Here is a 13,586-nt window from a genome sequence, read left to right as displayed (position 1 = left end):
TAATGTCTTGTGTCTAGATTTTTACTGTCTTATGTCTCTTCTACAATTTCCTCTTCTTTGGTATTCTCTACTTTATCGAGTTCTATGCGCAGGTTTCCAATAATAAATTCCTGGCGGTTAGGTGTGTTCTTACCCATATAAAACTCGAGCACTTTTTGTAAGTGACTGTCTTTGTGGAGCAGTACAGGTTGCAAGCGGATATTCTCGCCAATAAATTTTCCAAATTCATCTGGTGAAATTTCTCCCAAACCCTTGAAACGCGTGATTTCTGGCTTACTGCCGAGTTTATTTACTGCGGCCTGTTTCTCTTCCTCACTATAGCAGTAAATGGTTTCCTTTTTATTCCGTACCCGGAAAAGTGGTGTTTCAAGAATGAAAACGTGCCCTGCCTTTACCAGGTCAGGGAAGAATTGAAGGAAGAATGTCATGAGCAACAAACGAATGTGCATACCATCCACATCGGCATCGGTAGCAATAATCACTTTGTCATAACGCAAACCATCCATGCCATCTTCAATATTCAAGGCATGTTGCAAAAGATTGAATTCTTCGTTCTCGTACACTACTTTTTTAGTGAGTCCGTAGCAGTTCAGTGGCTTACCACGCAAACTAAATACAGCCTGAATTTCTACGTTGCGCGACTTGGTAATAGAACCACTGGCCGAGTCACCCTCAGTAATGAAAATCATGGAGTCTTGTCCTTTCTCATGTTTTTCATCTAAATGAAAACGGCAGTCTCTTAGCTTTCGGTTATGCAGGTTGGCTTTCTTGGCTCTTTCGTTTGCCAGTTTTTTAATACCGGCAATCTCTTTACGCTCACGCTCAGACTGCATGATACGCTTCAACAGCGATTCTGCAATAATCGGGTTTTTGTGCAGGTAGATTTCCAGTTCTTTGGAAACGAAATCGCCCACGAAATTCTTAATAGTTACACCGCCTTCTGGTGAAGTACTGATTGAACCTAATTTCGTTTTTGTCTGCGATTCAAAAACCGGTTCTTGCACCCTTATCGCAATGGCCCCGATAATGGACGCACGAATATCTGCCGCATCAAAGTCTTTTTTATAGTAATCGCGCACAGCCTTTACTACACCTTCGCGGAAAGCCGCTAAGTGTGTACCACCTTGTGTGGTGTTCTGTCCGTTAACAAACGAATAGTATTCTTCACCGTATTGATTGCCGTGCGTTAAAGCCACCTCAATATCATTGCCTTTGAAGTGAATGATCGGGTAACGTAATTCTTCAGGCTCTGTCTTTTGTTTTAATAAGTCAAGTAGACCGTCTTTCGAGAAGAACTTGTTGCCGTTGTAGTTAATGGTTAAGCCTGCGTTCAGAAAGGCGTAATTCCACATCAAATCATCCAGGTATTCCGGAATGAAGTGATAGTTTTTAAACATGGCATTGTCAGGTTCAAACACCACCAATGTTCCATTCTTTTCGTCTGTCTTACCTGGTTTAGGATCGGCTGTAAGTACACCTTTTTTGAATTCCGCAAGCTTGGTTTGTCCATCGCGAAATGCTTGTACTTTAAAATAGTTGGACAGAGCATTAACTGCTTTAGTACCCACACCATTTAAACCAACAGATTTCTGGAATGCTCCTGAATCATATTTGGCACCCGTATTTATTTTGGAAACCACGTCTACCACTTTACCCAACGGTATACCTCGTCCATAATCGCGTACGGTTACTTTAGAGTCGGTAATGGTGATGTCGATGTTTTTACCGTAACCCATCATGTGTTCATCGATGCAGTTATCAACAACCTCTTTCACCAACACATAAATACCATCGTCTTTTGCAGAACCATCGCCCAATTTACCGATATACATACCGGGTCTTAAGCGAATGTGTTCACGCCAGTCAAGCGATTTTATGCTCGACTCGTTGTATTCAAATACATCCGGAGTTTTAGCCATAGAAAAGAATAAGGTTAAAAAAAATGCTACTGCTAGCAAAGCGCGAATTTATAGTATTTATCGCAGTGAGAAAGTATTGACAAAAAAGTCTTTGTCAATTAGTGTCAATATTTTACTATTCCAAAGGACTTCCAGTGCAGTTATGCTGGCTGAGCAATGTATCCAACCCACAGGCAGAATGGTCCGAAAAAAGAGGTAAGGCGTTGATTAATAGAAACTTCGCGCTAAGCAGCTTGTAAACGTTTACGAACAAACCAGTATAAAAGCCCCCCTACGATCCATGAAAAGACTAAAATTAAAGATCCGTAAATTATGAAACCGATTTGGCCAAAACGGAAGTCCTCATTGCTGTTAAAAAGGCTGATAAAGCTTAAGGCAATGACCAAAAAGAAGTTAATAATGGCGATAAAGCCATAAAACCAGGCTTGAAATTCTTCGGATTTTTTAGCGAAATTCCGCGCGATGTAAACCGTTACGTTTACAAAAGCCAGTAGCGCCATGCACATATAGAAAAAATTATCTCTCGAAAGGCTGATAAAATTAACTTCTCCCTGTCCTACAACTATTGTTTCTGGCCAGGCAGCATATTGGTACAATAGCACGAACAAAATCGCCAAAACTGATAAAAACCAAACTGAACGAAATATTTTTACTGCCATGTGCGGGTTATTGAGGCGCAAAAATGAAAATAAATACTGTATTTTAACAGCTCAATAAGAAAATGGTTTTTTATCATGGATATCAACCCGATAGTACTGTCTATACCTATCTTTTTTGTGCTGATAGGCATAGAGTTGGTGGTGGAGCGAATCAGTCATAAAGACTTTTACAGATTGCCGGATGCCATTGCCAACCTGAGCTGCGGCATTACTTCTCAGTTATCGGGTTTATTTCTGAAAATACTTGCTGTTGGTGTTTATCAAGTTCTCTTTGAGAACTTTGCTTTTTTCACTTTAGAACGCACCTGGATCTACTGGTTAGCGCTCGTATTATTGGTGGATCTCGCCTACTACTGGGCACACCGCATGAGCCATGAAGTAAATTTGTTTTGGGGAGGACATGTTGTGCATCATCAAAGTGAAGATTATAATCTATCCGTTGCCTTACGACAAAGTTCTTTACAGATTGTCTGGACTTTTGCTTTCAGCCTACCCATTGCCTTTATTGGTTTTAATACTACTGATTTTGTATTGATCACCGCCTTGAATACCTTATATCAATTCTGGATTCATACAGAAGCCATTAAGAAATTGCCCCGGTGGATAGAATTCATTTTCAACACCCCCTCCCATCATAGAGTACACCATGGCAGAAATCCAAAATACATTGATAAGAATCATGCAGGTTCTCTTATTATTTGGGACAGAATGTTTGGCACCTTTCAGGAAGAGGAAGAACATCCAACCTACGGTATTACAAAACCAATTAACAGTTGGAATCCTGTATTCGCCAATTTCAGTCATTATGTAGATATGAGTCGTGATCTGAAAATGATTCCGAAGTGGTCTGATAAGATCCGTTATATCTTTAGCAAACCAGGCTGGTTGCCCAGTTATTTGGGTGGACAGCGTGCAGTACCTGAAGTAGATGAAAAAACATACAAGAAGTATGATACACCGGCCCCGATGCTCTTAAATGTATACGTACTGTTTCAATACATTTTGTGCCTAGGTGGAACGGCACTTTTCTTATTTAAACAAACAGCATTTAGCATGCCTGAAAAGATTTTTATCTCCATGCTGATTACGATTACTGTTGTAAACTGTGGTGTTCTTTTCGAGAAAAAAAACTGGGCTTATTATACAGAATGGTTCCGAATCATTTCTTATCCTTTACTGCTTACCGCACTCACCTATCAAACAAGTGCATCATACTGGCTTTACCTGGTTGCTGCGGCATACATGATCATATCAGTACTTTGGTTTAAAACAATTTTTAAAAATGAGAAGGTTCTTCGTGCTGCTTAGTGTGCTTTTATTGATGGCATGTAGCAAATCAACACCCCAATTAGAAAACCTGGATACTGAGCTTTGGAAAAACGATCGCTATGCCTGCAATGGCAATAGAAAAGAAATGCTTGCCTCATTAGAGGCACAACAAGATAAATTGCTGGCATTAAGGGAGACGCAGATAGTTACCTTGCTGGGCAGGCCAGATAATAATGAACTTTATGAACGCAACCAGAAGTTCTATTATTACCACATAAACCCGGCACCAGCTTGTGCTAACGCAGATTCCGTTCAACTGCAACTTGAAATCCGCTTTAACGCCCTGGGTTATTCCAAGGAGATCTATATCAAGTAGATCACCATTTTAAACATTGTATGGCAGGCATTTTTTGGTTAACTTCCCAATAGTTAAACCAGAGAAGTCTATGCAATTCCATCCAAATGAGCTTTTTCTACTCTACAATCCGCAAAGCAATAGTGGCAAGCAAACAAAAGCCATGGCCAAGGATATCTGTAGCAACATTAATGAAATTGACGCCTTACATGAAAAACTGATTCCTACCTATTGGATAGAGGTTGTAACCATGCTGGGTATTAGTCCTGCTGAGCTGCTGGATAAATCGCATCCTGACTATGCATCTAAGGTTGGTCAGAACACATATACGATGGAAGGTTGGTTGGAAGTGTTGGCCAGGAATCCACAATTGTTAAAGGCGCCCATTGCTATCTATAATAAACGAGCCATCTTTTGCGAAACCCCTACGGATATCATGAAGTTGGCCATCACAGCAAAAGCAGGTGAAAAAACTTTGCCTCATTTGCGCGGAAACGCCTAGCTGTGTAAAGCATTTGTCTGAATACGTGGCCTCCTTTGTTTAGCCAGTTCAATTTTCTCCCAGAGTAAATTGACAAGTTTGTCTTTGCTTTTATAATTGAGCGGATAAAGTAAAGAAGGCTTAAAGTAAAAATGATTGCCCAGGATATCTGCATAATACAACTCAACACGCCACATTCCTCCCAGTGTTTTCATTTCTATATCCTTGATATTTTCCAGAGGCATTAAAACATCTCCTGTTCTTTTTAACACATATAGGTACTCATCATCAAATTCTACCTTATAAACCTTTATGTGTGCCTTAAACCAGGTGTAAATCATAAAACCCCACACCACTGGAAAATAGAGCGAGGGGAAGAATCCACGGCTCCTAAAATCGTCAATGGACTGAACAAGCAGAAGGCCTGCAAAAGCAGTAAGTATTACTACAAAACCATACCTGTAAAACTCCAGATACCTCGTTGATAAGTTTCTGATTCTTGATTTTTCTGACACAGCTTATCCTTTATATTTGCGCTCGCAAACGATGTAAGCCCGAATTTATGAAGAATATTGCAGTTATCGGATCTGGTACCATGGGGAATGGCATTGCGCATGTTTTTGCGCAATATGGCTTTTCTGTCGCCTTAATAGATATTTCTGAGGATGCCCTTAAAAAAGCACTTGCTACCATTGAAAAGAATCTGGACCGACAAGTGGCTAAGCAAACCTTAACAGAAGAGGGCAAAAAGCAAACCCTGCAAAACATCAAGATTTTCACGCAGCTAAAGGAAGGTGTCGCTCATGCTGATTTAGTTGTTGAGGCTGCCACTGAAAATGTTGAATTGAAGCTTAACATCTTTAAGGAAATGGATAGCTATGCAAAGCCTGAGGCGATTCTAAGTACCAACACTTCTTCAATTTCAATTACTAAAATAGCCTCTGTTACCAAACGCGCTGATAAGGTAATAGGCATGCACTTTATGAACCCTGTGCCTGTGATGAAATTGGTAGAGGTAATCAGAGGATATAATACCAGCGATGAGGTAACTAACACCATCATGGAGATGTCGAAGAAACTTCAAAAAGTACCTGTTGAAGTGAATGACTATCCTGGCTTTGTTGCCAATCGCATTTTAATGCCCATGATCAATGAGGCCATTTATTCATTGTACGAAGGTGTAGCAGGTGTTGAAGAGATTGATACCGTGATGAAATTGGGTATGGCACACCCGATGGGGCCTTTACAATTGGCCGACTTTATAGGACTAGATGTTTGTTTATCTATTCTAAGGGTTTTACATGATGGCTTTGGTAATCCTAAATACGCACCCTGCCCCCTATTGGTAAACATGGTACAAGCAGGACATAAAGGCGTAAAATCAGGCAGTGGTTTCTATCAGTACACGGCAGGAAGCAAGGATTTAATAGTCGCCAAACAGTTTACAAAGTAAGTTTTAACGGCTGATTCTATCTTTTCAGAATCACTTCCTTACACGAAATATATACCTTTGTGTAAATGAAGTTAAACTGGTCTGGATTTTCAAGATTCGAGGGCTTAAACGATGACGAGAACAACGTCTATAAGGGTTTTAATGTACTTCTGATCTTAGCATTATTCGACCTGATTGTCATTGCTGGAACACTCAGTACAATCGAACCACGTTGGCCCTTATTTATATGCCTGGTTGAGTTTTTCGTATTCATCGCCCTGATATTTCTTCATCTAAAAGGACATTTTAAGACAGCCCGTTATATCTTCTTTTTATTAACCACGGGGCTGCAAGTGATGGCAAGTATTATCCATGGAAAATCTGGTGGTTTCGATTATCTCTTATTTTTGATTTGTGTTCTACCCATGATGTTTTTTGAATCCAAGAAACATTACATATCGCTTTTTATTTTCAGTATGGGAAGCTATTTATGGGTACAGTATCAATTGTTAAGGATGCAACCACTTATTGTTATTGACTCAGACTTCCCCTTGTACTGGAATACATTTGTAACCGGATTCGGATTATTGTTTATTCTCTACATTTTTAAAAGAAGTTATCAGAAATCGCAGGACTCCCTGCGGAAACAAAATGAAGAGGTTAAGCTTCAGAAGGAAGAGATAGAAAGTATCAACAACAATCTTGAAAAACTTATTGTGCAAAGAACTAAGAAGGTGTTAGAGCACGAAAAATTATTTACTGAATACGCCAACATTAACGCACATAAAGTAAGAAGTCCGTTGGCACGCATTCTCGGCCTGCTAAACTTAATTCAACTGGAAGAAGACAAGGAGAAGCATATTAAGGAGTTTCTCCCCATGCTTAAAGCCAACGCTGACGAACTGAATGATATTCTGGACGAGGTTAGTAAATCACTCAACGCGGTCAGTCACTCAGGTGAGTCCCACAAGTCATCTTAAAATAATTCTTTAGCGATCCTATAAATAGGATCTGACTTACCCATGGAATAAAAGTGCAATGAAGGCACACCCGCTTTCATTAACTCCTTGCTTTGTTTTACTGTCCATTCAATCCCCACTTGTTTAACGGCCGCATTGTCTTTGCATTTATCTACTGCGTCTGAAAGTTCTTCTGGCAAATCAATATAAAAAATGGTAGGTAGAATGCTGGTCTGCGCTTTTGTTGTGATGGGCTTAATACCTGGAATGATCGGCACGGTAATACCTATTTCACGGCATTGCTTCACGAATTCAAAGTATTTACTGTTATCGAAAAACATTTGTGTAACGATAAACTCAGCACCTAAATCAACTTTATTTTTCAGGTACTTTAAATCTGTTTTCAGGTTGGGCGCAGCAAAATGCTTTTCAGGATAGCCTGCTACTCCAATACAAAAGTTTGTTGGTGTTGAATTAAGCAAGTCTTCATCCAGGTATCTACCCTGATTAAGGTTCACTACTTGTTGCAACAGTTCAGAGGCATAACGGTGACCATCAGGATCTGCTACAAATCGTCCTTCGTTTTTTATACCATCGCCTTGTAGTACCAACGCATTCTCAATTCCAAGAAAATGTAAATCAATCAATGCATTTTCTGTTTCATCTTTGGTGAAGCCACCACAAATAATATGCGGCACAGTATCAACCTTATAGTGATTTTGAATAGCAGCACACAAGGCAACAGTACCAGGTCTTTTACGGGTAGACCTCTTCTCTAACAAACCGTTTTCACGTTTTTTATAAACAAACTCTTCACGGTGATAGGTTACATCTACAAAAGGTGGTTTGAACTCCATTAAAGGATCCATGTGATCGAATAAGGTACGTATGTTCTCCCCTTTCAATGGAGGCAATACTTCTAATGAAAAGAGAGTTTTACCTTTTGCGTTCTTTATATGGTCAATTACTTTCATAGTAGTGCTAAAGTGTTAGGGTTGTAAAGTGTTAGAGTGTTGAAGTATTAAGGTGCTAGAGTGTTGAGGTGTTAAAGTTCGTATGAGAAAAGATTAAGTGCTATTTTCTTAATAATATTAAATTCAATTTATTTTTTGGGTCTGCTCTTTAGATACCGGATAAGTCCTAGAATTTGATTTTTTGTATCGTCTGTAAGCTTTTGTAATTCATTAAATCTATCTTCTTTTATATATCCTATATCTAATACTACATAGAGAATACTTTTTACCTCTAAAGCAGATGCTTGTGCAATATTGAGAAACTGAATAATTCTTTAGGATTAAATCTTCCAAAACCTTCTGCTATGTTATTCATTACCGAAAGTGCTGCTCGCTTTAACTGACTTCTGGTATCAAAATCTTTGGCAAGTTTACCTTCTTCACATACAAAATAAATTTCACGGACTAGTATTCTGGCATCCTTCCAACAATTAAGGTCTTCAAATCTTTCAATTTTAGCCATAACCCCAATTCGTTAAAGATTTATCATTTTCAAACCTGCAAACTTTAACACTTCAGTACTCTAACACTTTAAAACTTCAGCACTTTAAATATCGTATGCCAAATTAGGCGCCAACCATCGCTCTATTTCCTCTACGCTCATTCCTTTTCGCTTAGCGTAATCCAACACCTGGTCTTTTTCTATTTTACCCAAGCCAAAGTATTTGGATTCCGGGTGTGAGAAATAAAAACCACTCACAGCCGCTCCGGGAAACATCGCGTAAGACTCTGTCAATTGTATGCCTACCTTTTCAGCTTCTAACAACTTAAATAATAATTTCTTTTCAGTATGATCTGGACAAGCCGGATAACCCGGTGCCGGACGAATACCACTGTACTCCTCATCAATCAACTGTTGATCTGTCAGTTTTTCTTCTTTGGCATAACCCCACAACTCTTTGCGCACTTTTTCATGCAGGCATTCTGCAAAAGCCTCCGCTAAGCGATCGGCCAAGGCCTTCGCCATGATATCAGAATAGTCATCCTGATTGGCCTGGTGTTTGGCTGTTAATTTTTCCAACCCTAAGCCAGCCGTAACAGCAAACATGCCCAGATAATCATTTCCCTGTTCAGGTGAAACAAAATCAGCCAAACAGAAATTAGGCAGGTTTTGGGCCTTCTTATTTTGCTGGCGCAGGAAATGGAAAGTAGCAAATGCTTGATTAGCTGAATCCTTTTTATATAATTCGACATCATCACCCTTATTTGCTGCCGGATAAAAAGCGACTACACCATTCGCCTGCAAACTTTTATCGCGCACAATTTCATCCAACATTGCATTGGCATCATCAAAAAGCTTTTTGGCTTCAACACCTACAACGGCATCTGTTAAAATGCCAGGATAGCGACCCGCCAGCATCCAGGTTTGGAAGAAAGGGGTCCAGTCAATATACTTCCTGATTTCTTCCAATGGATAATTCACAAACTCTTGTCTGCCAAGTACCACTGGCTTAGTCAACTGTGTTGCTTTCCAGTCAATTTTAACGCGATTCGCACGGGCTTCACTTAAGGGAATATAATTTTTAGCCTGCTGACGACTTGCGTGGTCTTTCCGCATTACTTCATATTCCAGCTTGACCTTAGATTTAAAAGCATCCCGTGTTTCTGTGCTGATTAACTCACTGGCTACTGGAACCGAGCGTGAAGCATCCAGTACGTGTACAACAGCACCATCGTAAACCGGATCAATCTTTACTGCAGTATGTATACGCGAAGTGGTAGCACCCCCGATTAACAACGGCAGAGTCATTTTTTCGCGCTGCATCTCTTTGGCTACATACACCATTTCATCCAGGGAAGGTGTTATTAATCCGCTAAGCCCTATTACATCAACTTTCTCGCGTTTGGCTGCTTCAATAATTTTTTCAGGTGGCACCATTACCCCAAGGTCAACAACATCATAGTTGTTACAGGCAAGTACTACACCTACAATATTTTTTCCGATGTCGTGTACATCACCTTTCACGGTAGCCATTAAAATACGGGCTGCCGGTTTACCAACATTACCACTAAGTCTTTTTTCTTCTTCCAAAAAGGGCGTGAGGTAGGCTACCGACTTTTTCATTACGCGGGCACTCTTTACCACTTGTGGTAAAAACATTTTACCTGCGCCAAATAAATCACCGACTACGTTCATACCCGACATAAGCGGACCTTCAATTACATGCAGGGGTTTGTCGTACTTCTGGCGCGCTTCTTCGGTATCCTGATCAATAAAATCAATAATACCTTTTACGAGTGAATGTGTTATTCTTTCTTCAACAGTGCCCTTTCGCCACTCATCATCTACTTCCTTCTTCTTGGCAGAACCTTTTACTGATTCCGCAAAATCCAACAACCTTTCCGTTGCATCTTCCCTCCTGTTGAGCAGTACATCTTCAACACGTTCCAGCAAATCTTTCGGTATTTCATCGTATACTTCCAGCATGGTTGGATTAACAATGCCCATGTCCATACCATGTTGTATTGCATGATATAAAAAAGCAGAGTGCATGGCTTCCCGCACCTTTTGATTTCCCCTGAAACTAAAAGAAACATTACTTACACCACCGCTTACGTGGGCATGTGGAAGATTCTCTCTAATCCACTGGGTGGCTTTAAAGAAATCCAAGGCATAATTTCTATGCTCATCTATACCCGTAGCAACTGGAAAAATATTGGGATCGAAAATAATATCCTGAGGTGGAAATTTAACTTCATTCACCAGAATATCGTAAGCACGTTTACAAATATCAATTCTGCGTTGATAAGTATCCGCCTGACCTTGTTCATCAAAAGCCATTACGACAGCTGCAGCACCATAGCGCTTCACCAATTTAGCCTGACGAATAAATTCTTCAACCCCACCCTTCATGCTGATGGAGTTCACAATGCCCTTGCCTTGTAAGCATTTCAGACCGGCTTCAATCACTTCCCACTTGGAGGAATCGACCATAACCGGTATAGCGGCAATCTCAGGCTCAGAAGCCATCAGGTTTAAATACTTGACCATGGCTGACTGAGAATCTAACATCCCCTCATCCATGTTCACATCAATTACCTGAGCACCACCACGCACCTGATCGAGTGCTACTTCGAGCGCTTCATCAAATTTATCTTCCTTAATCAGCTTAAGAAACTTAGCAGAACCAGTTACGTTGGTCCGCTCACCAATGTTAACAAAATTGGAATTGGGTGTTACTTCAACTGCTTCTAATCCACTTAATTGTAGCGGTCGATTGTTTATAGTCAATGGTCGATGGTCGATGCTCATTACTTAATTGAATTTCGTAAGGCTTGAATACTTTTTATTAATTCAGTCAAATAGTTATAAAAATGATTGAATTGATCTTCATTAATTAATTTTCTTCTTTTTGCTAGATATAAACAACTCACTACCTCAATTGCAGGTCTTAGCGCAAAGCTTAAAAATCTTTTAAACTCTGGTGTTGTTTGCCCTGTTGAGCCTTCAGCTATATTTAATGCAATAGAATCAGAAGCACGTTGAATTTGAGAGGATAATACAAACATCTCGTGCTTAGGAAATACCTCTGTCAACTCAGCTATCTGCCCGGATAACTCAACTGCATTTTGCCACACTTTTAAATTTTCAAATTTGAAAGCCATGTATGGTTCATTTAGTTCTCGGCAATCGACAATGGACTATCGACCAAACGCGGCTTATAATTTTTAGCAATATCAGCGATACGCTTAATATGTTCAGGTGTTGATCCACAGCAGCCTCCTAGTATATTGATTAAACCTTCTTTCAGGTAATCTTCAACTTCTTTGCCCATTTGAATGGCTGTCTGATCATACTGACCGAACTCATTTGGCAAGCCTGCATTAGGGTGTGCACTGATGAAGAATGGTGCCTTATCGCTCAGTACTTTCAGGTAGGGTCGCAAGGCTGATGCACCCAGGGCGCAATTGAGTCCGACACTCAACAAAGGAACATGAGAGACTGAAATCAGAAAAGCTTCAGCTGTCTGTCCGGATAAGATCCTGCCACTGGCATCGGTAATTGTGCCTGAAACCATGACGGGCACTTCCTTACCTGTTTCTTCAAACAATTCCTGAATGGCAAACAAGCCTGCTTTTACGTTCAGTGTATCGGTAATGGTCTCAAGCAAAAGCATATCAACACCACCGTCAATTAAAGCTTTCGCCTGTTCTTTAAATGCAACTACCAGCTGATCAAATGTAATAGCACGGTAACCTGGGTTGTTTACATCAGGCGACATGGAAGCCAACTTGGTGGTCGGTCCCATTGAGCCTGCTACAAAACGTGGCTTATTCGGTTCTTTTTTAGTGAACTCGTCTGCAACTTCGCGTGCTATTTTAGCTGACTCATAGTTGATCTGATATACTAGATGCTCCAGGTGATAATCAGCCTGCGCTACACTTGTGCTACCAAAAGTATTGGTCTCAACAATGTCGGCTCCTGCATCAAAATATTGACGGTGAATGTCTTTAATGATATCTGGCCGGGTAACACTTAGTAAGTCATTGTTACCCTTTAGCGGATGCGGATGGTTCTTTAAGATTTCTCCTCTGAAATCAGCTTCTTCCAGTTTATGACGCTGAATCATCGTGCCCATGGCACCGTCCAGTATCAAAATGCGTTCTTTTAAAATGTCCTGAATTTTTTGCTTCATACACTCTGGTCTACAATCGATTATCCAGAGAGCCCTGTAAAGTGGGTTACTTATCTTTTTTCAGTACAAAGTCTGAAAAGGGATTTAGCACAACATCACGCCAAGGGCGTGATAGGATGCTAAGACATCATAGGGCCCGACCCTCAGTCTTTCTGGATAAGTGATGCAAAGAAAGCGAAGGAAGAGGAAATAACAAAATCTACTTGAAACGGTAGCCTATTCTGGCGCCAAAAAGCGGTGAAAGAACAACTCTGTCTTCTTCATTAGGACCAAAGAAATTAAATCCCCCCGTAGTGGCTACGGGAGCATCATCAGGTTGGTCATAATCAATTGATCGCCAGGACCATCCAATGTTTATATCCAGGAAAATGTTCTTATCAAAGTAGATCATATATCCTCCTTTACCACTAATGCCCACCTCTCTATACTCGACCTTATAGGCATAGTATCGCAAAAATCTATTCTGGCAATCAGGATCAAAGCATTCACTTAAAGTAACAGCCCTGTCAAAGTTGATGCTGGTCATATAGGGTTCAATGCTGGCATAAAAACCATCAAGCGTACCCGGGAAACTTCCAAAGTAATATCGCAATTCTGCCTTGAGCTTAACACCTCTTTTGTTCATGTATTCGGTATTGGTACCCCCTCGGTAACTTACTACAACGCCTGCATCTGCCTGTACCGATAGTCTTTTACTGATGCTTGTTTCATAGGCGAGCTGCAGGCTTGGGTAGAAGCCCCAAAGATGCAACGGGCTCCACTTAATAGCCTGCGCTGGTTTATGCTTGATTTGCAGGGAATCTTGTGCCACAAGCGTAAGGCTTGCCTGTATAAGAATCAGTATTATAAAACAGCGCATTAG

The 13,586-nt window shown here is 40.4% G+C and carries 13 protein-coding genes, 1 pseudogene and 1 riboswitch; of the genes and pseudogenes, 5 read left to right on the top strand and 9 right to left on the bottom strand.

The annotated features are described in order from the left end of the window. Nucleotides 1-29: 29 nt before the first annotated feature. The gene (locus ACO1XM_RS03290; RefSeq protein ID WP_486225782.1) at nucleotides 30-1,919 is read right to left on the bottom strand and encodes a DNA topoisomerase IV subunit B; all 1,890 of its coding nucleotides are present in this window, start codon (nucleotides 1,917-1,919) and stop codon (nucleotides 30-32) included. A gap of 224 nt (nucleotides 1,920-2,143) precedes the next feature. Then, a complete protein-coding gene (locus ACO1XM_RS03285) occupies nucleotides 2,144-2,578 on the bottom strand; it encodes a hypothetical protein (protein WP_486225780.1) in 435 nt (144 codons plus the stop codon). 75 nt (nucleotides 2,579-2,653) lie between these two features. Here ACO1XM_RS03285 and ACO1XM_RS03280 point away from each other — a divergent pair, with 75 nt between their 5' ends. The 3 genes from ACO1XM_RS03280 (at nucleotide 2,654) to ACO1XM_RS03270 (ending at nucleotide 4,704) form a co-directional block, all read left to right on the top strand. After that, nucleotides 2,654-3,886, top strand: a complete 1,233-nt coding sequence (locus ACO1XM_RS03280; RefSeq protein WP_486225778.1) for a sterol desaturase family protein — start codon at nucleotides 2,654-2,656, stop codon at nucleotides 3,884-3,886. Next, the gene (locus ACO1XM_RS03275; RefSeq protein ID WP_486225776.1) at nucleotides 3,861-4,223 is read left to right on the top strand and encodes a hypothetical protein; all 363 of its coding nucleotides are present in this window, start codon (nucleotides 3,861-3,863) and stop codon (nucleotides 4,221-4,223) included. Before ACO1XM_RS03280 ends, ACO1XM_RS03275 begins: the two co-directional genes overlap by 26 nt. 70 nt (nucleotides 4,224-4,293) lie before the next feature. Further along, complete coding sequence (locus tag ACO1XM_RS03270) at nucleotides 4,294-4,704, top strand: arsenate reductase family protein (protein ID WP_486225774.1); 411 nt, start codon at nucleotides 4,294-4,296, stop codon at nucleotides 4,702-4,704. Here ACO1XM_RS03270 and ACO1XM_RS03265 read toward each other — a convergent pair. Then, the gene (locus ACO1XM_RS03265) at nucleotides 4,701-5,198 is read right to left on the bottom strand and encodes a hypothetical protein (RefSeq protein ID WP_486225772.1); all 498 of its coding nucleotides are present in this window, start codon (nucleotides 5,196-5,198) and stop codon (nucleotides 4,701-4,703) included. The genes ACO1XM_RS03270 and ACO1XM_RS03265 overlap by 4 nt on opposite strands. Before the next feature lie 47 nt (nucleotides 5,199-5,245). Here ACO1XM_RS03265 and ACO1XM_RS03260 point away from each other — a divergent pair, with 47 nt between their 5' ends. Then, entirely contained in the window at nucleotides 5,246-6,136 is an 891-nt protein-coding gene (locus ACO1XM_RS03260) for a 3-hydroxyacyl-CoA dehydrogenase family protein (protein WP_486225770.1), read from the top strand. 65 nt (nucleotides 6,137-6,201) lie between these two features. Further along, nucleotides 6,202-7,095 carry a hypothetical protein gene (locus tag ACO1XM_RS03255; RefSeq protein ID WP_486225768.1) on the top strand — a complete coding sequence of 298 codons (894 nt, stop codon included), beginning with the start codon at nucleotides 6,202-6,204 and terminating at the stop codon, nucleotides 7,093-7,095. Here the strand turns inward: ACO1XM_RS03255 and metF are convergent. The 6 genes and pseudogenes from metF to ACO1XM_RS03225 all read right to left on the bottom strand — a co-directional run bounded on the left by metF (nucleotide 7,092) and on the right by ACO1XM_RS03225 (nucleotide 13,583). Then, nucleotides 7,092-8,048: a methylenetetrahydrofolate reductase [NAD(P)H] gene (metF, locus tag ACO1XM_RS03250; RefSeq protein ID WP_486225766.1), complete on the bottom strand. Its 957-nt coding sequence runs from the start codon at nucleotides 8,046-8,048 to the stop codon at nucleotides 7,092-7,094. The genes ACO1XM_RS03255 and metF overlap by 4 nt on opposite strands. Before the next feature lie 128 nt (nucleotides 8,049-8,176). Beyond that, nucleotides 8,177-8,550, bottom strand: a pseudogene (locus ACO1XM_RS03245) (four helix bundle protein). Between the two features lie 84 nt (nucleotides 8,551-8,634). Next, on the bottom strand, nucleotides 8,635-11,340 hold the full coding sequence (metH, locus tag ACO1XM_RS03240; RefSeq protein WP_486225763.1) for a methionine synthase: 2,706 nt from the start codon (nucleotides 11,338-11,340) through the stop codon (nucleotides 8,635-8,637). After that, complete coding sequence (locus ACO1XM_RS03235) at nucleotides 11,340-11,693, bottom strand: four helix bundle protein (RefSeq protein WP_486225761.1); 354 nt, start codon at nucleotides 11,691-11,693, stop codon at nucleotides 11,340-11,342. The genes metH and ACO1XM_RS03235 overlap by 1 nt, the downstream gene beginning before the upstream one ends. An 11-nt stretch (nucleotides 11,694-11,704) precedes the next feature. Further along, nucleotides 11,705-12,724 (bottom strand): homocysteine S-methyltransferase family protein, encoded by a 1,020-nt coding sequence (locus tag ACO1XM_RS03230; RefSeq protein WP_486225760.1) that lies wholly within the window; start codon nucleotides 12,722-12,724, stop codon nucleotides 11,705-11,707. A 47-nt stretch (nucleotides 12,725-12,771) separates the two neighbouring features. After that, a riboswitch (SAM riboswitch) is annotated at nucleotides 12,772-12,887 on the bottom strand. A gap of 36 nt (nucleotides 12,888-12,923) precedes the next feature. Further along, nucleotides 12,924-13,583: a DUF3575 domain-containing protein gene (locus ACO1XM_RS03225; protein ID WP_486225758.1), complete on the bottom strand. Its 660-nt coding sequence runs from the start codon at nucleotides 13,581-13,583 to the stop codon at nucleotides 12,924-12,926. Between the last annotated feature and the right edge of the window lie 3 nt (nucleotides 13,584-13,586).

The organism is Chryseotalea sp., from assembly GCF_057350905.1.
Note: the sequence above shows the minus strand (reverse complement) of the source record. Positions and strands in the feature narration are given on the sequence as shown.

What these genes read in the sequence shown, in the direction of transcription:
- ACO1XM_RS03235 (WP_486225761.1), bottom strand. Translation starts at nt 11,693, where the DNA reads ATGGCTTTCAAATTTGAAAATTTAAAAGTGTGGCAAAATGCAGTTGAG.
- ACO1XM_RS03230 (WP_486225760.1), bottom strand. Translation starts at nt 12,724, where the DNA reads ATGAAGCAAAAAATTCAGGACATTTTAAAAGAACGCATTTTGATACTG.
- ACO1XM_RS03270 (WP_486225774.1), top strand. Translation starts at nt 4,294, where the DNA reads ATGCAATTCCATCCAAATGAGCTTTTTCTACTCTACAATCCGCAAAGC.
- ACO1XM_RS03225 (WP_486225758.1), bottom strand. Translation starts at nt 13,583, where the DNA reads ATGCGCTGTTTTATAATACTGATTCTTATACAGGCAAGCCTTACGCTT.
- ACO1XM_RS03275 (WP_486225776.1), top strand. Translation starts at nt 3,861, where the DNA reads ATGAGAAGGTTCTTCGTGCTGCTTAGTGTGCTTTTATTGATGGCATGT.
- metF (WP_486225766.1), bottom strand. Translation starts at nt 8,048, where the DNA reads ATGAAAGTAATTGACCATATAAAGAACGCAAAAGGTAAAACTCTCTTT.
- metH (WP_486225763.1), bottom strand. Translation starts at nt 11,340, where the DNA reads ATGAGCATCGACCATCGACCATTGACTATAAACAATCGACCGCTACAA.
- ACO1XM_RS03260 (WP_486225770.1), top strand. Translation starts at nt 5,246, where the DNA reads ATGAAGAATATTGCAGTTATCGGATCTGGTACCATGGGGAATGGCATT.
- ACO1XM_RS03290 (WP_486225782.1), bottom strand. Translation starts at nt 1,919, where the DNA reads ATGGCTAAAACTCCGGATGTATTTGAATACAACGAGTCGAGCATAAAA.
- ACO1XM_RS03255 (WP_486225768.1), top strand. Translation starts at nt 6,202, where the DNA reads ATGAAGTTAAACTGGTCTGGATTTTCAAGATTCGAGGGCTTAAACGAT.
- ACO1XM_RS03280 (WP_486225778.1), top strand. Translation starts at nt 2,654, where the DNA reads ATGGATATCAACCCGATAGTACTGTCTATACCTATCTTTTTTGTGCTG.
- ACO1XM_RS03285 (WP_486225780.1), bottom strand. Translation starts at nt 2,578, where the DNA reads ATGGCAGTAAAAATATTTCGTTCAGTTTGGTTTTTATCAGTTTTGGCG.